The following is a 21144-nucleotide window of genomic DNA, read 5'->3' on the forward strand; positions in this document are numbered from 1 at the left end:
GATAAGTTTGTCACAATTGTTTTGGAATAGAACCTCGAATTTCTGGCGGTATTCATCAAAAACCTTAATACGCCACCTGTGGACTCCAAGAAAAGCTTTTCAATTTTAATGTTTGCAGCGGCTCAAATGGCTGGGGCGATACAGTGGTTCAATGCCATCGAATCCTAGCTTGGCGATGCTTTGATCCCGCGGGTATCGGGGTTTTGGCTGTCATATTTTAAAGCGGCAGCGAGTGTTGCATATTCATAGTCGGCGAGGACGAAACTGTGCGTGAACACGCTGCTCGTCACTGCTGTCAAATAGCAACTGCATTTAATAGGTTGGCTTTACGGAATCAGGTGGGTTGATGTCTCGTGCGGGTTGGTTTTTTGTTGAACCAGCTCAAACCGCGGCTGTTTGCCTATTGCGCGTCTGAGAATGGAGATGAGCTTTCTTATACCGTTTAGTTTAAAGCGTATTGGCAAGCTGAGATGCATTTAATGCAGCCGTAATGGCCGCCTCAAGACTGCTCGACTGAGCCCGTCCGGTACCCGCAAGGGTGAGGGCGGTACCGTGATCTACTGAGGTTCTTATAATGGGTAACCCCAAGGTGATGTTCACCGCTTCGCCAAACCCCGCGAACTTTAGAACCGGTAAACCCTGATCGTGATACATGGCTAAATAAGCATCAGTATTGCTCATTTGGTCGGGGTTGAAGGCTGTATCGGCCGGAAGCGGCCCCGATAGCGCGCAACCCTCAGATCGCAGCCGCTGCAATACAGGAGTAATGGTATCCAGTTCTTCACGACCCAAATGGCCGCTCTCACCGGCATGAGGATTAAGTCCCAAAACAGTAATCCGGGGATTGCTGATCTTAAACTGCTGTTGCAGGTCGTGGCGAAGGATGTGTAATGTTTTTTCTAGGAGTTCTTGGGTAATGGCTGATGGCACGGCCGCTAACGGCAAGTGCGTGGTGGCCAGCGCAACTCTCAGATTCCCAGCTGCGAGCATCATGACCACCTCAGGGCAATTAAAAGCTTGTGCAAGAAACTCGGTATGCCCGGTAAACGGTATCCCTGCGTCGTTAATAACTGACTTTTGTACCGGACCAGTAACCAATGCCTGAGCGTCCCCGCAGCGGCACAGCTCTGTTGAGAGACTCAGAGTAGCGAGTACATAAAAGGCGTTGTCGACACTAAGCCCTCCAGCTTTTACTGGTGACGGTGCAGGCACGTGCACGTAACGCAACCTGCCCGGTCGATGGGCTTCAGCGGTGTCGCCGGTGGTGTAGGGTTCTAGCTCAATATCGAGGCCCAATTGTTGGGCGCGTTCGCGTAATAATTCTTGATCAGCGACACACAAGAGCTCTGCATTCAGGCTTTTTGAGCCGCCATGAGAACTATGTCGGGGCCAATGCCTGCGGGTTCTCCCGGGGTCACTACAATACGTGGTACTTGGCTGTGGGGGGCGGTTTTCGTCATAGAGCATTGCCTCGAATGGCCCGAGGACTTGCTGCCGTTAATAAGGCGGCAGCAGTTGGCGTCGGTATCGTTGCTTTTGTCTCCTCCGAGTGTGCTCCGTTATTTAATATCGACAAACGCTTCTTCACGGATTTTTCGCAGCCAGGCTTCCAGCTCTTCGTCATATTTTTGATCGTGTAAATAGCCCATCACCTGCTGGCGACGCATCTGCTCGGCAATGTTTTGTTCACGCCGCCCGGTCACCTCGAGAATATGCCACCCAAATTGAGACTTCACTGGGTAAGAAATTTCGCCGACTTCGGTGGTGTCCATAGTAGCGTCAAATTCGGGCACCATTTGACCGGGACTAGTCCAGCCCAATGCGCCGCCTTCTTGGGCAGAGCCTATGTCATCGGAGTATTCCTTTGCGAGATCGCCAAAGTCCTCGCCATCGAGTGCTCGCTGACGCAATTCATTGGCCAACGCAATGGCTGCTTCCTCGTCGAGCACCTCGGTCGGTTTTATGAGGATGTGTCGGACCTCGGTCTGATCGACCAGACGTTCACGGCCTCGCTCATCTGCAAGGTACACCAAATGAAAGCCCGCGCCGCTGGAGATCTTGGCCGTTTCGCCTACTTTGAGACTGGGAATGACAGCCGCAAACATGCTGGGTATGGCGCCTAATTTTTTCCAGCCCAAATCGCCGCCCTTAAACACATAGGGCTCCATGACTGAAACCGCTTCAGGAAAAGCTTTGCCAGCTAAAATAGATGCCAGCACGCCGTCTACAAAAGCCTCTTTGCGCTTCAGTTCGGCCTTAGAGTCTTTTTTTGAGACTTCGACAAGTGCTTGGACCACACGAAACTCTGGCTGGGTCATTTCGGCGCCTGCCTCGGTGGAGAGAAAGTTGTCTACTTCTTGGTCAGATATCTCGATATTTCTGGAAACGTTGCCCTGCTGCACGCGCTGAATCATCATCTCTCGGCGAATCTCTTCCCGCATGGCTAGGTAACTTTGGCCGTTGGCCTCAACCGCTGCCCGGAACTGTTCGAGGGTATAGTTGCTACCTGCCGCCATGCGGCCCATGGCGGCATCCAGCTGGTTGTCAGGAATGCGCACGCCGTAGCGGTTGGCTAGCTGCAATTGAATACTCTCAAGAATTAAGCGATCCAAAGTTTCACGGGCGAGCACTTCGTCGGGCGGTGCGTCCATTTGCCGCTGTTCAATATTGCGCTGAATCAACAGCAGACGTTCCTGAAGCTCAGTGGCAAGAATTATGTCGTCATCAACTATCGCCACGACTTTGTCGAGAGTTTGAACTTGGGCGTTTGTCAATGATGCCGTAAAGGTCAATAGCAGCGTGGCGAGCCAAAGTGTTTGATGCCAAACTTGGGCCAGAACGTTGCGTTTCAGAGGAGTCATAAGCGTGGCCTGTCAGGCAAACAATAAGAAAATGGATGGAGTTACCGTATGAGACCAATATGGCTGCGTGCAACTTGATTTTGAGTTCTTTTGCAACTGAATAGGACTCACCGTTATTTACTCGACAAAATTATACTCTTTTGTTGCTAGGAAACAGAGGGGCTTGTGAGGAGAAAACAGGAGCCCTCGATTTACATTTGTCATGAGTCACTAAACTCTGGGTGCTTTAGGATCAAAACCTCGAATCATGTCGCGCATGAGATTTTCGACACGGCTGCCGAATCCCCCCATGCCTTTTAGCGCAAATTGAAATTGTACGGAGTTTTCGCGCTCTAAGTCGGGGTCGCTAAAGTCGGGGTTCGTTTTACCAGCGGTATCTAGGTAGCGCATGTATAGCAGGCGCAGCTTCCAGCAACAGTTGTCGTATTCAAAGCCCACCATGTCCTCTACGAACTCGTTGCCTTCCAGTGAGTACTCAATAGCAGCGAAGGCGCCCCAGTTATTGCCGATAGGGAGATAGGTCGATACGTTAGCTTGCTCTGTGCGGCGTTTTTCTAGATTGGTTGGTGGTGGCTCTCGCAAGGTGTAACCGATATTAAAAATCCTCCCACTGCCTGGTCGATACCCTATTTGTGTGCTGAGAGCGTCAAACTCATTATCTTCGGTGTCGTAGAGCAGGCTTGCGCGCATTGACCACGCGTTGGTAGGGAGCCAATTGAATTCTACCGCGGTTGCCGACAGTGATTCATCGAGTGGCCTGTTGCTGGCTTTTAGGCGTACTTCACGGTCTCTGAAATAGAAAATTTGACCAATACTGGCATTTAAACGTTCTCGCCCATCACTGTCAGCGAAAAAACGAGTGGTTACACCGACTGAAACCTGATTGGCGTCATCAAGGCGGTCGTGCCCAGAAAAGCGTGTATCGCGAAACAATTGGTTGTAGCTAAAGGTCAGTTCGGCTGAGTCAAAGTCGGGTTGGCCTCTTTGTTCATCGTACTCACTGTATAAGTAGTAAATACGGGGCTCCAAAGTTTGACTCATACCCTGCCCGCCAAAGCTGGTGGTGCGTTCGAATACTAACCCACCGTCAACACTGAAAACTCCGGATGTCGCTTCGGGTTTGGCTTCTGGCAGGCTTCGCAGATTTTCTAAATCATAAGCCACACTGCGATACTTAGCTGTCGTGCGCAAAAAACCCCAGGTCCAATTTAAAGGGTAGGTGACGCCCGCTTCGCCGTAGACACGCTGTCCTATGACTTTGTTGGCGTCGTTATCAAAATCTGAATATTGCAGTAGTGCTATGGGTTTTAGGCCTCCTAAGTTGGCATCACCGCGCCATTGCGCTGTGACCTGAGGCATTTTTTTATAATTCGATGTAATACTGCGCCGCAAGCTTTGAAACTGCTGGGCCTGCAGGGATACCTTCCAGTCCTTCCCGAGGTAATCGAGTTGGCCCAATTGTTTCAACGTTGCCTGGCGCTGTGAGCTCAAACTGCTGTTGTCGAGATCACGCACGTAGTTTCGGTCGCTAACTTTGTTGTACTGAATTTTTGTACGCCAATTTTCCCCAAAGTTGCCACGATGTTGTAAGCCCACAGCCCAGCGCTCGCTGTCACCGTTCGGAAACTCTTCCTCAAACTTTTCATCGTTGTCGATATAGGCTCCGCTGACACTCCACTTGCCCAAGCTTTTGCTCAGCCAGCGCCCGTTTGCCTGATGCACTAGTCCGCGCTCTCTGATGTAACGAGGTGAGTAAGTCGCGTCGTAGTTGGGGGCAAGATTAAGGTAAACGGGTGCCATGAGGTCGAGGCCACCTCGGGTGTCGGAGCCAATCGACGGAAATAAGAGGCCTGTTTTTCGGCGGTCGTCGACAGGAAAGCTCATCCAAGGGACGTAAAACACAGGGATACCTGACCAGCGCAAAGTAGCATGGGTGGCTGTCGCCATGCCTTCGTCGGGGTCAATTTTCAGGGTATCGGTATTGATATACCACTGGGGGTCCTCAGGCGCACAAAAGGTAACTGCGCCGTCAACGATTGTGATATCCCCTGAGGCTTCACGCTCAAGTTGCTGCGCAGCACCGCTGAGCTGCGGTTCGTGTAATGCAAAATGGGCGCGAGTGACTGTGGCGTGTTGGCGCTCTGAGTCAAAGGTTAGTTGATCCCCTTGCAGTACTACACCGGGCTCACGGAAGCCTACATTGCCTGAGGCCTTGGTGAATTGTCGGGTTCGGTCGAAGGCCACTGAATCTGCGGTGATACTGCGATTGCCCTGAACAACCGATACATTTCCCGAGAGTAATAGGCTGCCCTCAGTGCCACTGGAGTTGTCCGCGCTGACCTCGACATCGGTGCTGCCAGGCTGCGTAGGGAGCTGGCCTTTTAATGAATCCACAAACTTGCCATTACATTGGCGACATCGGGTATCCCGTTGCGACTCTGGTAGCACCGGTAACGCCTGCCAGTCGAGTTGCGCGGCGATGTCTTCGCTGAACAAGACCATGACGGGTTGGGCCGATGGCGCTTCGGACGCCAGCGTTATGTGGCAACCCAGCGCTACCGCGGTACCCAATGCGAGGCTTGAAAGCCTATGACTGGGTTTGGGTAAAAGGCGGCCAAATGTGAGTGGGGCGTACACAGACAAATGCGTGAGATCCGGTGGGGTTTGGCTTTGACGTGTGCATCATACCTTAACAGTGCTTGGGTCCCACCATAACTCGGGGTGTCAAATACCGGCAGTTTTTGGGTTTAGAACCTTAGGTACTCGCGATCAACGTCTTAACACTTAAAACAGGCTTTTTGTGGACGGCCCTTTTATCAGAGGCGGAGCGTTGGAGGAGCTTGGTTCCAATAGAGGCGAGCGGCGCCATGCCAAGTTAGACTGGTCACTAATGACGGTACTTTGAGTGAGTTGTAACAGCGAAGCGAGGGTTGAGTTCAATGAGCACCAGTAATCAGGGTTGTACTTGTATTTTTGGTTTTAAAGCGCTGCGCGGTGGGCGTTTTCTGCGGCAAACCCCCCTACTTCAACGGCCTCATATTGCGGTCTTGTTGGTAGTGCTAGGGGCACTGATGCTGTTACTTGCTGCGCCCAGCAATGCACGGAAGGCCCTCGATTTCGACACATTAACGGCTGAAAGTGAGCAACAAAATGGGTTTATACCGTTGTATTGGCATACGGGCGAGGGGCGTCTGTACGGCGAAGTAGCTCGTTTAAATACGCCGTTTATTTATTACCCCAGCCTTTCTCAAGGGGTGGGGTCTAACGACTTGGGTTTAGATCGAGGGCGTCTGGGCGATACACAGTTGGTGCAGTTTGAGCGTGTGGGTCCGCGTTTGTTACTCATAGCCCTTAATACCCGCTACCGAGCGAGTTCTGACAACCCTAATGAGCGACGCGCGGTTAGCGAGGGCTTTGCTAGGTCGGTGCTGTGGGGCTTTGATATTGCTGCAGAGCAGAGTGGGCGAATACTGATTGACCTAACAGCCTTTGCGCAGCGAGATGCGCTGGGGTTATCCGGCTTATTGGAAGAAAGCGGTGAGGGTAGCTATGCCGTGGACAGTCAGCGCTCGGCTATTAATTTAGCGCGCTCCAAGGCTTTTCCAGACAATACCGAAATCGATGCCTTGGTTACGCTTGTCGGACACCCGCAAGGAAAGATCTTGCAAACGGTGGCCCCCGACGCGGGCGCTGTTACCCTGCATCTGCACCACTCCTTTGTCCGTTTGCCCGATGACGGCTATACGCCATTGCCATATGACCCCAGAGCCGGGTTTATTGATGGCGGTGAAGGGGATTTATTTTATGACTACGCCGCACCTTTAGGCGAGCCCGTCAAACGGGGTTATGCCCGCCGACATCGCTTGGAGAGGAAGCATCCCGATCGTGAGATGAGTGAGGCCATTGAGCCCATTGTTTATTACGTAGACTCTGGTGTACCTGAGCCCATTCGCAGTGCATTGGTCGAGGGAGCCTCTTGGTGGAATCAGGCGTTTGAAGCTGCTGGTTTTATCGATGGCTTTCAGGTCAAAATTTTGCCCGATGGGGTTGACCCCATGGATGTGCGTTACAACGTGATTCAGTGGGTGCACCGGTCTACCCGGGGCTGGTCTTATGGCATGAGCGTGCGGGACCCTCGAACTCAGGAAATTATCAAAGGGCACGTCAGCCTTGGGTCGCTGCGGGTGCGACAAGACTACCTACTCGCTGAAGGGCTATTGGCACCTTACAAAGAGGGCGTTGATGAGGCGGAAGCCGCGAAAGATTTAGAAGCCTTCGCACTGGCGCGCATCCGCCAACTGTCTGCCCACGAGGTTGGGCACACGATTGGCTTGGAGCATAACTTTGCGGCGAGTGCCGATGACCGCGCTTCGGTTATGGACTATCCCCACCCCTATGTCACCCTAACCGAGAATGGCGAGGTCGACCTTTCCGATGCCTATGCGGTGGGTATTGGTGCATGGGACAAACAGGTGATTCGCTGGGGTTACTCCGATTTTCCTGATGACACAGATGCCGTTGCTGCGAGAGCTGAGCTGATGAATAAACTGCTGACATCAGGCTTATCCTTCGTGGCGGATAAACATGCTCGAGCAGGAAGCTTTGATAGCGGCGCAGGCCCTAGTCACAGCCGCGGCAGTCTTTGGGACAACGGTGCCGACCCAGTTGTCGAGTTGAATCGGATTATGTCGCTACGCCGTGTGGTGCTGGATAACTTTTCTGAAGCCGTTATTCGTAAAGGCCAGCCGCTGGCAAAAATTGAGGATGCCTTGGTGCCGGCCTATTTGATGCACCGGTACCAGCTGCAAGCTGCTGCGACGGTTTTGGGTGGGAGAAATTTTACTTATGCGCTGAGAGGGGATGGTCAGCCGCCTACCACAGTTATCGATGGAGAGCGTCAGCGGGCGGCACTGAACGCTCTGTTGGCGACACTGTCCCCTGCAGCCCTTACGCTATCCCCTGAGCTGGTGGCCTTGATTCCGCCACGGCCGCCAATGTCTGGAAATTCTCGGGAGCTGTTTCCAAGGAATACTGGGTATTTATTTGACCCGGTTGCAGCTGCGGGCACGGCCTCAATATTAAGTTTGCAAGTATTGCTCGACCCCAAGCGCGCAGCTCGCTTAAATCAGCTGGCGGCAGTTTCTGGAGGTAGTCCTAACTTTCCCACAGTGCTTGATGCGCTTTTTAAAGCGACTTGGGTTAATGTAGAGGGTGGTACAGCGCTGAATCAACTCATTGCTCAGCAAGTTCAGCGACAAATGGTTGATGGGTTAGTGTTAATGGCGGCCGAGTTGGGGGCCGCTTCAGCTGTAAGGGCTGACGCTTGGGGCGCTTTGAATGTTATCAAGGGGCACGTTGGTGTGAAGCTAGCTGAGGATATTGAGTTAGATGCCGTTGATATTAATGTCGAAAGCTGGCGTGCGCATTATTGGTTTATCGGTCAGCAGATTGCTGCGGCTGCAACCTCTAATGATGTGTGGCGGCAAGCTGAGAGTTTGGTGCCGCCGGGGTCTCCTATCTAGCTGGAGTTCCGATTAGTACAACTAGAGTCGCAATGAACGAAGGTTGTTGATGCGACCCCTGTCCTTCACTTTAGCTTTTAAAAACATGTGTCGACAAATCGGTGTGCAAGTAACGCATCAGATTGAAAAAATTGTTTCCCAAAGTGGACTGGGGTAGGCATTCCAACGGAGACCAAGGCTGTTCCCGGAGCTCACGCCAAGTTTGTTTTACGTGGCGGCAACCTTCTATTTCTTGAGTTAAAAATAGTCTCGTAACCAGCGTCAGCACAAGGCTACCGCGGTTGCCAACGGCATCGATTTAGAGAACTTTAGGAGGGGCGCTTGCGCATTGGGCTGACATTGCCCTGGTTTTTATCAGCATTAGTGACCGAGCCACCTGAGTCGAGGCCAATTGCATCAAAATTCACCGATATCGATGGCGCTACGGCTTGCAGGCGTGCCGCTACTAGCCACAACTGACTTGCGAGCAGGCTATAAAGCGCAAAACAACCAACAAAAATAGCAAGTTGGTAGTACTCCGAAGTGCCGGCTCGATGAAGCATGAGCCCAACAAAGGTCACGCTCAGGTGAATGCCTAAAATGATGACTAGGGCGCGGCGATCAGAAAAACCCAAATCTTGCATAAGGTGGTGGATGTGGGATCTGTCTGCTGCAAACGGTGAGCCTTTTCGAATAATGCGTCGCAGGCTGGTGAAAACCATATCGAAGAGAGGTAGGGCAACAATAAATAGCGCCGTGACTGGCTGAACAAGCTTGATTTCTCCTACTTGAGCAGAAGCCGCAGCGAGTAATAAACAAACCACGATAAAGCCAAGCAGCTTGCTGCCCGCGTCTCCTAAAAAAGTTTTAGGTATGATGGGCGAAAGACCAAGGTTGGATACTAAAAAAGCCAAGAGCGCAGCACCAATAGCGAGACTCACGAAGCCAGGAGCGGTGCCGGTAAAAAGATGAAACATGACTAGTGTGGTAATCACAAGCGAGCCAAGCAGCCCGTCCATGCCGTCAAGCATGTTAAAGGCGTTAATAATTCCAAATATTGCAATAACAGTGAATGGGTAGGCCAATATGGGATTGATTGTGATAATGCCGAAACCAAAGATGTCTCCAAGGTGAGCGACCCTCAAGTCAAGAAATTCAATGACCGCAATGGCAACCATTACCTCAGAGAGCACCCGCACAAACACCCCAAGCTGGAACCGATCGTCTAGGGCACCGGTAACGACCAAAAACGCACCACAGGCCATAAAAACCCACAAGGCGTCATTGCCATTTACAGTGATTAAAGTTTGATGCTCATTGCCCCAAAGTGTGCCGGCAACAGTCAAAGCGAGAAAGATGGCTAGTCCACCGACAACCGGTATTTCACCTTGATGCCGCTTACGGTTTGAGGGTTTGTCGGTAATCGCAAGTTTGGGCGCCACTCTGGCCAGAATTACTACCGCCAGTAACGTCGCGAAAAAAGAGGTCAAAGATTGAACTAAAAGAGGTGTCATCTATCATCAAAGCGAGCCCGCGTGCGCAAATTTTACGATCAAATAGGTTTAACTTCTTCAGCATTATTACCGTTAGTATTAAGACATTTTGGTATGTTTAAGAGCGCATAAAACCATACACTTCACAACTGCTTGCGGTATAGCCTTCGCCGACCCCGAGCTGTTGTAGTTTTATGCGCCACCCAGCGGCACCCTCAATCCCTAACTCAAGTTACATCTTTTTTATGATTCGGGTCTTCAAAAATTTATCTGCAGATCAAAGCTGTGACTCGACCTGCTGGTATGTTGTTGCTACCAAGAGCCGCGAGGAGGCAACGGCTAAACTCAATCTTGAGCGTCAGGGATACAGTGTGTTTCTGCCACAGCTCAGCTTGAGGAAGAGACGCAAGGGCAAGTGGGAGATAATTACAGAACCTCTTTTTCCGGGTTATCTATTTGTATCGCTTGAACTTGGGGCAGATGACCCTGGGCCTATCCGATCTACCGTGGGTTGCATTGGCTTGGTCCGTCTCGGCCACACTTACACACCCGTTCCTGCTGAACTTATCGCAGGGCTACAGTCGGTTGCTGCGAACGATGGCGTAACTCCATCCCCTTTCTCGTCTGGGGATACCGTGCGTTTGGCCTCTGGCCCCTTTGCGGGCCTGAAGGCTGTCTACGATATGGCAAAGGGTGTCGATCGCGCTCTGATTCTGCTCGAGTTGCTAGGTAAAGTGCAGCGGCTGACCGTCGAGATAAATAGCCTTCAAAAGTAATGCGATCACCTTATAGCTCTAGTTCATTGCAAAAGTCATTTTCGGTCATGGCCTCAATTAGCATAAACACGGTTCACCGGCGGCATTTCTGGGGGAGGCTGGAGAGGCTAGTGATGAAAACAACCCCCACAACTTAACAGACACAATCTGCAGCATTGCGTTCATCACATGAACACAGTAAAATCTGCAGCCTACTGAGGCGAGTGTGTCCTGCGGTAGCGTGCCTGTAACCTCAGCACGGTGATTATCAGGCCTCCTCGAACAGACTGTAATTCGGCAGAGGCTTGGTAAGCGTGTCACGGTCCAAGCCACCCCTTCCATCTAATCTTCACCAAAACAAAATTGTGCATATATGTCTGAAGAGCGCCAATTAGACGCCCTGCGTGTGTTGGAAAACAACCCGGAAATGACCCAGCGTGACCTCGCCGAATTGCTAGGAGTCAGTCTTGGGGCAACTAACTATTGCCTGAGGGCGTTGGTGGAGAAGGGCTGGATCAAGCTCGAGAATTTTCAGAGTAACCCAAGTAAATTGGGTTATTTATATTTACTAACACCTCTAGGAATTGCGGCGAAAACAAAGCTGACTGCTCGATTTCTAAAACGAAAGCTTGGGGAGTACGAAGCGCTGAGACTTGAGATTGAACAGCTCAAGAGTGAAATTAGGCACGCTGAATGAATATTAACCCTGCTGATAACGTGCGTTATCGCAGAAATATTTAGAGCGCCGAGCGCACTTACTTTTCAGCAAAAGTTAGAGTTGAAGTCCTGAGTAGCATTGCGCTAACTATTTAAACCGCTCTGCGTAGTACGAAATCATTCCCATATTTTCGTTTTTCAATAATTTGATTGGTGGAAAGCGGCTGAAGAGCGCAAGGATGGAGGCGACCAGAGGAGGCCAACAACATAATGCAAGATAAAGTACGAGAAAAAGCAAAGCCGTCCATATTTATTCTCGACGTTGATGGGGTAATGACCACGGGTCAGTTCTTTTACAGCGCCGATGGAAAAGTGCTGAAAGTCTTCGGCGCGGATGATAATGACGGACTTTCTTTGCTTAAGAATCATCTTGAAGTGCGCTTTGTGACAGGGGACAAGAAGGGCTTTTCGATTAGCAAAAAAAGAATTGTTGACGATATGGGCTTCGAGCTTGATCTAGTGAGCACTATCCGCCGAATCGATTGGATCGCCGAACGGTATCCTCTCGACACGGTCATTTACATGGGGGACGGGATTTTCGACCATTACGTCATGTCCAAGGTGGGGTATAGCATTGCTCCAAAAAATGCCGATAAAAATGCCAAGGCCCATGCTTCCTTCATAACAAGCCGGTCAGGGGCAGATAGAGCTGTTGCGGAAGCTTGTCTCCATATTTTGGAGAGCTTTTTCACTCCCTACAATCCCGACCTACTCCCAAGCAATCAAATAAAACTTTCTGGAGAATGGACCGTATGATCCACCAAAGATTAGAAGCGTTTATTAGCAAGCGACGCTGTACGCTATTGGGAGTCGGCCCAATGAGCGTCAACTGTGTTGATGCCACAGTTGAGCTTGCAAACGAATATGAAGTGCCAATATTGATGATTGCCAGTCGCCGGCAAATAGACTCAGCCGAATTTGGTGGTGGGTACGTCAACAATTGGACCACTGAGGACTTTGCCCGATACGTTACAGATAAAGACAAAAAAGGGAAGATACTATTAGCACGTGATCATGGTGGGCCCTGGCAAAGTATTAAGGAAAAAGAGGAGGGGCTTGGGCTCAGAAGGGCTATGGATTCAGCCAAGTCGTCATACCGAGCAGATATCGCGGCTGGGTTTCAGGTCTTACATATTGACCCCAGTATTGATATTCACGGTTCGCCAGATGTCGATGAAGTACTGGACCGTGTTTTTGATCTCTACGAATTCTGTTGGTCACAAGCACAACAAGCGGGACAGGAAGTTATCTTTGAGGTGGGCACCGAAGAGCAAAGCGGGAGTACTAACTCGCAGGAGGAGCTGGACTACACCCTGAACGCAATTAAGAAATTCTGCGCTAAAAACAAGATCCCACAACCCACGTTTGTCGTTATCCAATGCGGCACGCGCGTTATGGAGATGCGTAATGTCGGCTCGTTTGACTCACCAATTCGTGTTGCCAATGAAATCCCTGCTGAAATTCAGTTGCCCAAGATGATTGAAATCTGCAACCGACATGGAATATTTATGAAGGAACACAACACCGACTACCTTTCTGATGAAGGCCTTCAGTGGCACCCTCGTTTGGGAATCCACGCGGCTAACGTTGCCCCCGAATTTGGCGTCGCGGAAACGAACGCATTGGTTAATGTACTTGAGGCAAATGGTTTGACACAACTTGCCGACCGTTTCCTAGAGATCGCCTACGACTCTAATAAATGGGATAAGTGGATGCTGAAAAACACAGCCGCCACTGATAGGGATCGATCTTTGATTGCTGGGCACTATGTCTTTTCTAGGCCAGAGGTAGAGGTATTAAAAAGTGAAGCCGCCCAAGAGCTAGAGCGTAAAGGGATCCACCTTGAAGAGCACCTTAAGCAACAGGTTAAGCAAAGCATTTTGCGTTATCTCAGTAACTTTCGCGTGGTGAGAGCAGCATGAAAAAAATCGCCACTATTATTTTGAACCGTAACCTCCCCGAAGTCACCGAGCGCCTCTACGAGCACATTGACAAATACGATGGCGATCACACCGATATTTATGTAGTAGAAGCCGGATCTGAAGCGGAAAAATTAAGTCGCTACGTAACTTGGCATGCAAATTCACCGGAGGTAATTCGCGATGGCCTTCGCTATGGTCGGGGAATGAACTTCGGCTTAACCCAGTTGTTAAAGGAGGGTAAGTTTGACCAATATGATGCGTTTTTCCTTTTAACCAACGATACAGAATTCAAGGCGCAGTCAACACTAGCCCCTTTGATGAGCATCCTGAACGATCACCCTCGTGTAGGCATTTTGTCGCCTTGCTCCGAGCGCTGGGGGGAGCGCCTTTTGTTGAAGAGTGAGGCAACTAGGTACTTTTGGTTCATTCACAACAACGCCTATTTGCTCCGTCGGGAGTTCATCGAATCGATCTGCGATAAAGATCAAGCAGACATGATGGGCTTTCTCTTTGATGGCACCAATTTCCGAGGCTACGGTTCTGAGCACGAGTTAATTGCTAAGGCGTATGCAAACGACTGGGCTGCAGCGATTACCAGCCAAGTATGGGCAGCGGAGAACGAATCACACCTGCTCGGCCATGCAGCCCAGATTAAAACTGAGGGCTATGAAGAGAATTTAAGTCTCTATATTACCGAGGGACGGCGCTGGATGCGGAAAAAGTACGGCTTTAACAGTCACTGGTCCATGCAGCAATATGTCAAAGGTTTTTACGATAAATTCTTTGAGTTTCACCCTGAATACCGTCAATTTAAAATCTGAGTGGAAAAATCATGAGCGAGCATAGAGTTATTGAAAAACCTTGGGGCCGTGAGGAGGTTGTTGAAATCAACGATAAATATATGGTCAAAAAGCTCACAATGTGGGCCGGCCATCGTTGCAGCTTGCAGTACCACAACATCAAAAAGGAGACCATATACGTGCTCTCTGGGGTCCTCAAAATCATTCAAGGAGCGAGCCAAGAAGCTTTGGAAGAAAAGCTCTATCGTGCCGGAGACACTATTACTATCCCCCTGGTTTGATCCATCGTATGGAAGGTGTCGAAGACGCTGTTTATCTCGAAGCCTCCACCCCTGAAATGGACGATGTTGTCAGGCTAGTAGACGACTATCAGCGCGCATCGCAATGAGCTATCGCGTCTGCATCCCCTGCGCTGGCATTGGATCGCGGCTTGGCGGGCTTACGCAGTTCATCAACAAATCGTTGGTCAGCATAGCCAATCGTCCTACCCTGTCTCATCTCATCGAGCAGTTTCCGGCTGATGCTGAATTCGTAATTGCCCTAGGCCACAAAGGTCAGGTGATTCGTGAGTTTTTGACGCTCGCTTATCCTGACCGCAAATTTTTCTTCTCTGAGGTTTCGCCGTTTGAGGGCACTGGCTCGGGGCTAGGATTAAGCCTTCAAGCCTGCAAGCAGCATCTTCAGCAACCGTTTGTCTTTATTTCGTGCGACACCCTGGTTGAAGAACCAATTCCTGCCCCGGTTAGCAACTGGATGGGCTACGCCGAGGTTCCCAATCTTCAATCGTATCGAACTGTTGCAATATCGCCCACAGAGGTCAGTGCCATCGCTGAAAAAGGTGAAGGTCATGCCCCTGATCACAAGGCTTACATTGGCCTAGCTGGAATACATGACTTTCAACAATTTTGGACAGCAATGGAACAAGGCGGCGACACCGCCATTGATACCGGCGAGGCCCATGGAATGCGCAGCCTCTTGCCAACGACTATCCAAGCCCACGCGTTCACATGGCACGACACCGGTAATCCTGATGCGTTAGCCAAAACCCGAGAGCGCTATCGCGAGCCCGATGAGCCCAATATTTTGGAAAAGGCCAACGAAGCAATCTGGTTTGTTGGCAACACTGTCATCAAGTTTTCCGACGACAAAAAGTTCATCGCCAATCGCGTAAGGAGAGTAAAGCAGTTGCAAGGCTTCGTGCCCGAGATAACCGGTGCGGAAGAGCACACGTATCGCTACTCAAAAGTGCAAGGCAAAGTGTTGTCAGAAGTTATCACCTTGCCATTGTTTGACCGACTGCTCGATCATTGCTCCCATTTTTGGGAAAAGAGGACATTAACAGCGCCGGAAACAGGCGCTTTCCAAGAAACCTGCATGAAGTTTTACCGGGACAAGACATTCGAGCGTGTCGCACTGTTTTACATAAACTTTGATCGTGAAGACGGAAGAGAAGTCATTAATGGTAAGGAAATGATTGAGCTGGACACCATGCTGAACTCCGTGGATTGGAAGTGGTTAGCCGAAGGCCTTCCCGGGCGTTTCCATGGCGACTTTCACTTTGAAAATATTCTGTGGAGTGCTATCGACCAGAAATTTGTCTTTCTCGACTGGCGGCAAGATTTTGGTGGTGACCTTTACACCGGCGACATCTATTACGATTTTGCCAAATTGCTCCATGGCCTAATCATAAGCCATGAATTGATTGCAGGAGACTTTTATCAGGTGAACTGGCGATCGGATGTGATTGAATACGACTTTCATCGCAAACAAATATTGGTGCAATGTGAGCAACATTTCGGGATGTGGCTCGATTGTCATGGCTACGATAGAAAAAAAGTTGGCGTTTTAACGGCATTGATTTATTTAAATATCGCGGCACTGCATCATCACCCTTATAGCGACTTGCTGTTCTCTCTCGGGAAGTCGATGCTGAAACAAGAATTGGAGAAATAAATGGAAATTGTTGAGCGATTGCAGTGCGCTATCAGTGGTCATTCCGATTTAGAGTTACTACACAACTTCCCCGATTTCCCAGTATTTATGGGTTGTCTAGACCAAGCTAAAGAGCTGGATTTAAAGCAGGATATGTCTTGGTGGATAAGCAAGGGGTCAGGTTTGATTCAGTTAAAAAAGCTATTACCCCTAGATGTCTTATATCCCGAATCGCATGGCGCCGGTGTCGTTGGTGCCTTATGGGAAAAGCACCATGAGGCGTTTGCGGCTTTTGTAAATAGAACAAAACCAAAATCAGTTCTTGAAATTGGTGGAGCTCATGGGATTTTGGAGAGAGACTACCAGCATTTTGGTGAAATTCCATGGACAATTCTTGAGCCCAACCCTTCGCCAGTAGAGGGTTGCAAGGCACATTTTATAAAAGGTTTTTTTGACGAACAATTTAAGCACGAGGGTGTTTTGGATACCGTAGTACATTCGCATGTTTTTGAGCACATTTATGAGCCAGAGGCATTTATGCGGCAGCTCTCGGGCTTTATGGCGCCAGGCAATCAGCTGATTTTCTCATTGCCAAACATGCAGGCTATGCTGGAGAGGAAATATACGAACTGCATTAACTTTGAACATACGGTGTTTCTCACTGAGCCATACGTTGAGTATTTATTAGCTCGGCACGGTTTTAAATCCACGTATAAAGAATACTTTATGGATGACCATAGCATCTTTTACTCGGCCACTCGTGATGAGGACATTGAGCCCATGCCTTTACCGCAGGGCTTATATGAAAAGAACAAAACGCTCTATATGGATTATATAAACTACCACAGGACCCTCATCGTCGATCTCAATAAAAAAATGAGTGAAACGACGCAACCCATTTACCTGTTTGGCGCACATGTGTTCGCTCAATACCTCCTTGAAATGGGGCTAAATGGTTCCAAGATTGTCAGCCTGCTTGACAATGACGCCAGTAAGCAGGGGCGCAGGTTATATGGCACGGAGCTAAAAGTCGCATCCCCTCAGGCTTTGCGCGAAGTATCCAACCCTATCGTTATTCTTAAGGCGGGCGTTTATAACGACGAAATTAAAAAGGACATCTTAGGTAACATTAATAAATCGACTGTATTCTTCGAGTAACGCCTGCGACGACTGTTTCCGCCAAATCACAAAAAGCCGGTGATTGTGTCTCGGCAATAATAAATAGTTATCCTTGCTTACGCTGATTTAACGGGCCCATCGGACAAAGTTTTGGAGCTGACACTGGATATCGCATCGCTTAACAATAAATTTGGCATTGGGGCTTTGTTGAGCTTCACGCAGCTACTCTCTGGCACGAAGCTTATTGCAATCGACACGCCACTTGCAGCCGCCACGATCAGTCTCGAAGGCGGGCAGGTCGTAGCTTGGCACCCCAAGAGTCAGAGCGAACCAGTGCTTTGGGTTTCAAAGCTAGCGCAGTTTGCACCCGGTAAAGCTATTCGTGCCGGTGTGCCTATCTGCTGGCCTTGGTTCGGTGCGCATCCAAAGAGCAGTCAACTGCCAGGGCATGGTTTTGCGCGTGTGGTTCCGTGGAGTGTGGAGTCAACCCGTGTTGATGCCGAGGGCGTGATTGATGTTAAGTTGAAACTAGCTGACGCTGAGGTGCCTGAAAAATTACGTCCAGCTGGCTGGCCCCAATCCGTGTCACTTGCGGCGCGTTACCGTATTGGAGAAACCCTGGAGGTTTCACTAAGCACCGAGAACAACTCAGAACACGAAATACGGTTTACCGAGGGCTTACACACCTACTTCCAGGTCGGCGACGCAGAGAGCGTGCAAGTTCTTGGTTTGGATAAATGCGAATTTGTTGACCTGCTGGACGGAAACCAGCGGCGGCAGCAGAAAGGGCCAATTACCTTTGAGGGTGAGGTGGGAAAAATCTTTGTAAGCTGTGACAAAGCCACCATCATTGAAGACCGGAAACTTGGCCGTAATATCCATGTTGTTGGAGCAGGTAGCACAAGTATTGCCGTATGGAATCCCGGTCTAACCACTGCAAGCAAAATGCCTGATCTTGGAAGTGAGGGTTGGAAGACAATGGTCTGTGTAGAAACCGCCAACGCGTTAGAAAACTCCATCCAGCTTCATCCTGGCTGTTCTCATACAACAACTGCTGTTTATTCTGTTGTGGCTTTGACGTAAAGCACATATTTCACTGACTGCAATACAATGACATGACTTTCCAGCGTACCAACAGGCCACTCCGTATAGTATTTTATCGGCCTCATACAGAAATCTGGTTTAAAGACCCGGTACGTCACCTAATACGTGGCAAGTCATTGCCGCATAAATATGAGCCGTTCTTTGACTTTCTGTTGAATTCCGGTGCTAATGTGTCTGTCAGTACAGCGCTATGCCGACGATCAGGCTGGAGAGGTATGGTGCGCTACATGCTTGATCCAATTGCTCTGGTCTTTTGGGCGATAGCCCATAAAATCAGCTTGCGCAAAGTTGGTTTCGTCTTCAGTAAAGCCGCACTAAGAAAGCATGATGTCCTGTTCTTCATGCATTACGGGAACTTTACCTTTGAAGATGTGGCGAATGCGCAGCGTGGAGACGAACTCGCTATTGCATTATCAGATGTCGATATCCTGAAGCTTGGGCACTTTACTCATTACGCTTACCAGCCAGCAATAGGCTCCAAAAACCTAGAAAAGCTTGGCGTGAAGTTATTGGTGGCTGAAAATAATTTGCTGAAAAATTCAGATTTCTACCGGAAGCATTTTGGCCATCTAGATACTGAATTTTGGTGTTTGCCATTTATTGCGGCGGAACGATTCAAAAAGCAGACACCATTTAGAGATCGCGCTTGCAAATTAGTTGCTACAGGGTCAATTACTTTCAAGATGACTGACCCTGATTTCATCAGCTTCTTTCAAACAGATGAATTGCAACCTTTGCGCCGCCAGATCTATGAAAACTCAGATGTGCACGCTGCGGAGATCGACTCGATGATCTCCGACCTGAATGCGAGCCGAGTGCGCGATAGAACGAAGAAAAAACCATTTTGGGGTCGAGTGCTCAAAAAATTCATCCCGCACGTCCAGCATTCTTACTACAGGAAAAATATAGTCGACATTTACAACTCGTATATGATGTTCACTGTTCCTGAAGAGGTCTGTGATCTCCCCGCTATCGGTGTTGTAGAGGGTATGGCGTGTGGATGCGCTTTTTTTGGAGTGGACTCGCCGATGTATCGCGACTTGGGTATGGTGCCAGGATTCCACTATGTTGCATACAACGGTTCCCTTGTAGATCTGGTGGAAAAAGTTCGGCTATATCAGAGGAAGGAAAACTTTGACAGGTTAGAGCGAATAGCCCAACGAGGCTATGAATTAGTGAGCAAGAATTTGAGAGGGCAAGCTGTTTATTCAGAGTTTTGTGAGCAATTAAACGGCCGTGTGAATAAGGGCGAATGTAGCGAGCTCATCAATGAGCCTAAATAACGATATGGTATCCCCTAAGATGGAGTCCGTTCATCGGCGAACAGAATCAACACAGAAGGCCGGTGTAAAGAATGTCTTAATTTCGATCTTCGTTTCGGTATCGAGCTTCTTTTCACTAACCGTTGTCGCGATGTATTTTGGTGGTACTTCTGCGAGCGACGCGTATTTCTTTTTATTGTCTATGTCTGCTGTGTCGATTGGGCTCATTGGTAGTGTGCTCGGGGTCGTATTTTTGCCGGCGTTTGTTAAGTTATTAAGTCAAAATGACGAGGCTGGCGCGCATAAGTTTTTGTCATCGATATTCAGTTGGTGTTTGGTCATTACGTTGTTTACATCGTTTCTGCTTTTCATTTGGAACGAACATTTCTTTTCATCTGTATCCAAATTCAATTCGACGCAGATTACACAAATGAGCTCTGTTCTGATGTACTTTCCTCCAATATTTTTCTTTGGCGTGTTGTCAGAGTTATTTCGAGTAATCGCCCTTTCTATAGGTCAGTTCACTACAGCAGCAATATCTGCATTATTTCCGCCTCTTTTCCTCATAGCCTTTTTGTTTGCTTTAAGGCACACACTGCACGAAGAGACATTGGTTGCCTCGTTGCTGCTGGCGAGGGCCGTTTCGCTGACTATGTTAGTAACTTCGGTACGGAAGGCGGGGATTCGAGTAAAGTTTAATCTCACCAAAAACGCGAACACTTATTCTTTTCTGAGGTCATCTGCTCCTTATTTTTCTGCCACTATTGTAACTAACGCGGCAACTTTTTACTTCGACTACCAAGCAAGTGGCCTTGGCACTGGGGCAGTGTCGGCTTTGGCATATGCGAAGCGGCTCTTCATGTTGCCTACAACCGTATTTTTGACGCCGATTTTAGAGATTACGAGAACTAAATTTGCTGAAATGCAAGCTGTCGGCGATCATCAATCTTTTAACTCCTATTACAATAACTTACTGCGCTTCCTTCTATATTATTCAATTCCTATCGCAGCAGTGTATTTCGTATTTAGCCATGAAATAATTTCAGTATTGTTTCAGCGCGGTGCTTTTGGCGCCGAAGACGTCAAAAAGACCGCGTCGATTCTTGCCATTTACGCATGGTCGCTTCCGATTTATACTGTCTTTTCTTTAAACGGCCGGGCGTGCGAATCTTATCGACGCTTGTTTTGGATTTCAGTGTTTGGGTCGGTAGGGCATCTTTTTGTGATTGCCGCTACATACTACTTGACTAATAAATTTGGCCTTCTAGGCATCCCTGTCGCAAGGCTTTTTGCAGATATTGTATATTTTCTCCCGTTTGGTTTTGTTGCATTTCATTTGTTTGGCGGACTTCCACAATATCGAAAAATTATTGCGTCATTTTTAGCCGCGCTTGTCACCGCAATACCTATAGCGTTGTTTTTTGATTTGTTTCTTTTGAGAGCATATATCGGAACACCAGTATCTTTGGGCTCTTTGGTTATTCATGTTTCTGGTTATTTCATTTTATACAGTGCGGGGCTTTTGTTCATTTCTTCTCATTGCCGTAAATCGCTGCTGAAATTAATGCGATCAAGGTCGCTACATTCGAGACGCTAATTTTCAACTTTAGGTTTAAGGTATACGTTGTAACTAGACGCTTGCGCGCTACGTTTCGAAATGCAAAAAATGTCAGTTTTT

The 21144-nt window shown here is 49.0% G+C and carries 15 protein-coding genes and 1 pseudogene; 12 read left to right on the forward strand and 4 right to left on the reverse strand.

The features are described 5' to 3' along the window. Positions 1–447 precede the first annotated feature (447 nt). The 3 genes and pseudogenes from pdxA to ACMAZB_RS01785 form a co-directional block, all read right to left on the reverse strand. Positions 448–1460: pseudogene (gene pdxA, locus ACMAZB_RS01775) on the reverse strand (4-hydroxythreonine-4-phosphate dehydrogenase PdxA). A 99-nt stretch (positions 1461–1559) separates the two neighbouring features. Beyond that, on the reverse strand, positions 1560–2861 hold the full coding sequence (locus ACMAZB_RS01780) for a peptidylprolyl isomerase (RefSeq protein ID WP_435219063.1): 1302 nt from the start codon (positions 2859–2861) through the stop codon (positions 1560–1562). 210 nt (positions 2862–3071) lie between these two features. After that, complete coding sequence (locus ACMAZB_RS01785; protein WP_435220110.1) at positions 3072–5498, reverse strand: LPS-assembly protein LptD; 2427 nt, start codon at positions 5496–5498, stop codon at positions 3072–3074. Positions 5499–5800: 302 nt separating this feature from the next. Between ACMAZB_RS01785 and ACMAZB_RS01790 the strand changes: the two genes are divergently transcribed. Then, positions 5801–8383: a zinc-dependent metalloprotease gene (locus ACMAZB_RS01790; RefSeq protein WP_435219065.1), complete on the forward strand. Its 2583-nt coding sequence runs from the start codon at positions 5801–5803 to the stop codon at positions 8381–8383. 308 nt (positions 8384–8691) lie between these two features. Here ACMAZB_RS01790 and ACMAZB_RS01795 read toward each other — a convergent pair whose 3' ends face one another. Next, entirely contained in the window at positions 8692–9876 is a 1185-nt protein-coding gene (locus tag ACMAZB_RS01795; RefSeq protein ID WP_435219067.1) for a hypothetical protein, read from the reverse strand. Positions 9877–10100: 224 nt separating this feature from the next. Between ACMAZB_RS01795 and ACMAZB_RS01800 the strand changes: the two genes are divergently transcribed. From ACMAZB_RS01800 to murJ, 11 genes are all read left to right on the forward strand, one after another. Further along, on the forward strand, positions 10101–10631 hold the full coding sequence (locus ACMAZB_RS01800; RefSeq protein WP_435219069.1) for a transcription termination/antitermination NusG family protein: 531 nt from the start codon (positions 10101–10103) through the stop codon (positions 10629–10631). Positions 10632–10983: 352 nt separating this feature from the next. Beyond that, positions 10984–11307, forward strand: a complete 324-nt coding sequence (locus ACMAZB_RS01805) for a MarR family EPS-associated transcriptional regulator (protein WP_435219071.1) — start codon at positions 10984–10986, stop codon at positions 11305–11307. Between the two features lie 230 nt (positions 11308–11537). Beyond that, the gene (locus ACMAZB_RS01810; RefSeq protein WP_435219073.1) at positions 11538–12083 is read left to right on the forward strand and encodes an HAD hydrolase family protein; all 546 of its coding nucleotides are present in this window, start codon (positions 11538–11540) and stop codon (positions 12081–12083) included. Further along, complete coding sequence (locus ACMAZB_RS01815) at positions 12080–13249, forward strand: class II D-tagatose-bisphosphate aldolase non-catalytic subunit (RefSeq protein ID WP_435219075.1); 1170 nt, start codon at positions 12080–12082, stop codon at positions 13247–13249. Before ACMAZB_RS01810 ends, ACMAZB_RS01815 begins: the two co-directional genes overlap by 4 nt. Next, positions 13246–14070 (forward strand): hypothetical protein, encoded by an 825-nt coding sequence (locus ACMAZB_RS01820; protein ID WP_435219077.1) that lies wholly within the window; start codon positions 13246–13248, stop codon positions 14068–14070. Before ACMAZB_RS01815 ends, ACMAZB_RS01820 begins: the two co-directional genes overlap by 4 nt. Before the next feature lie 11 nt (positions 14071–14081). Continuing rightward, the gene (locus ACMAZB_RS01825; RefSeq protein ID WP_435219079.1) at positions 14082–14330 is read left to right on the forward strand and encodes a hypothetical protein; all 249 of its coding nucleotides are present in this window, start codon (positions 14082–14084) and stop codon (positions 14328–14330) included. Between the two features lie 103 nt (positions 14331–14433). Next, complete coding sequence (locus tag ACMAZB_RS01830) at positions 14434–16002, forward strand: phosphotransferase (protein ID WP_435219081.1); 1569 nt, start codon at positions 14434–14436, stop codon at positions 16000–16002. Beyond that, positions 16003–17139, forward strand: coding sequence for a class I SAM-dependent methyltransferase (locus tag ACMAZB_RS01835; RefSeq protein WP_435219082.1), 1137 nt, complete (start codon positions 16003–16005; stop codon positions 17137–17139). A gap of 111 nt (positions 17140–17250) precedes the next feature. Beyond that, the gene (locus ACMAZB_RS01840) at positions 17251–18183 is read left to right on the forward strand and encodes a D-hexose-6-phosphate mutarotase (protein ID WP_435219084.1); all 933 of its coding nucleotides are present in this window, start codon (positions 17251–17253) and stop codon (positions 18181–18183) included. A gap of 248 nt (positions 18184–18431) precedes the next feature. After that, positions 18432–19487: a glycosyltransferase gene (locus ACMAZB_RS01845; protein WP_435219086.1), complete on the forward strand. Its 1056-nt coding sequence runs from the start codon at positions 18432–18434 to the stop codon at positions 19485–19487. Then, the gene (gene murJ / locus ACMAZB_RS01850; RefSeq protein WP_435219087.1) at positions 19474–21063 is read left to right on the forward strand and encodes a murein biosynthesis integral membrane protein MurJ; all 1590 of its coding nucleotides are present in this window, start codon (positions 19474–19476) and stop codon (positions 21061–21063) included. Before ACMAZB_RS01845 ends, murJ begins: the two co-directional genes overlap by 14 nt. Positions 21064–21144 lie beyond the last annotated feature (81 nt).

The sequence above is a fragment of the Luminiphilus sp. nBUS_07 genome, from assembly GCF_051201685.1.
GTDB lineage: Bacteria > Pseudomonadota > Gammaproteobacteria > Pseudomonadales > Halieaceae > Luminiphilus.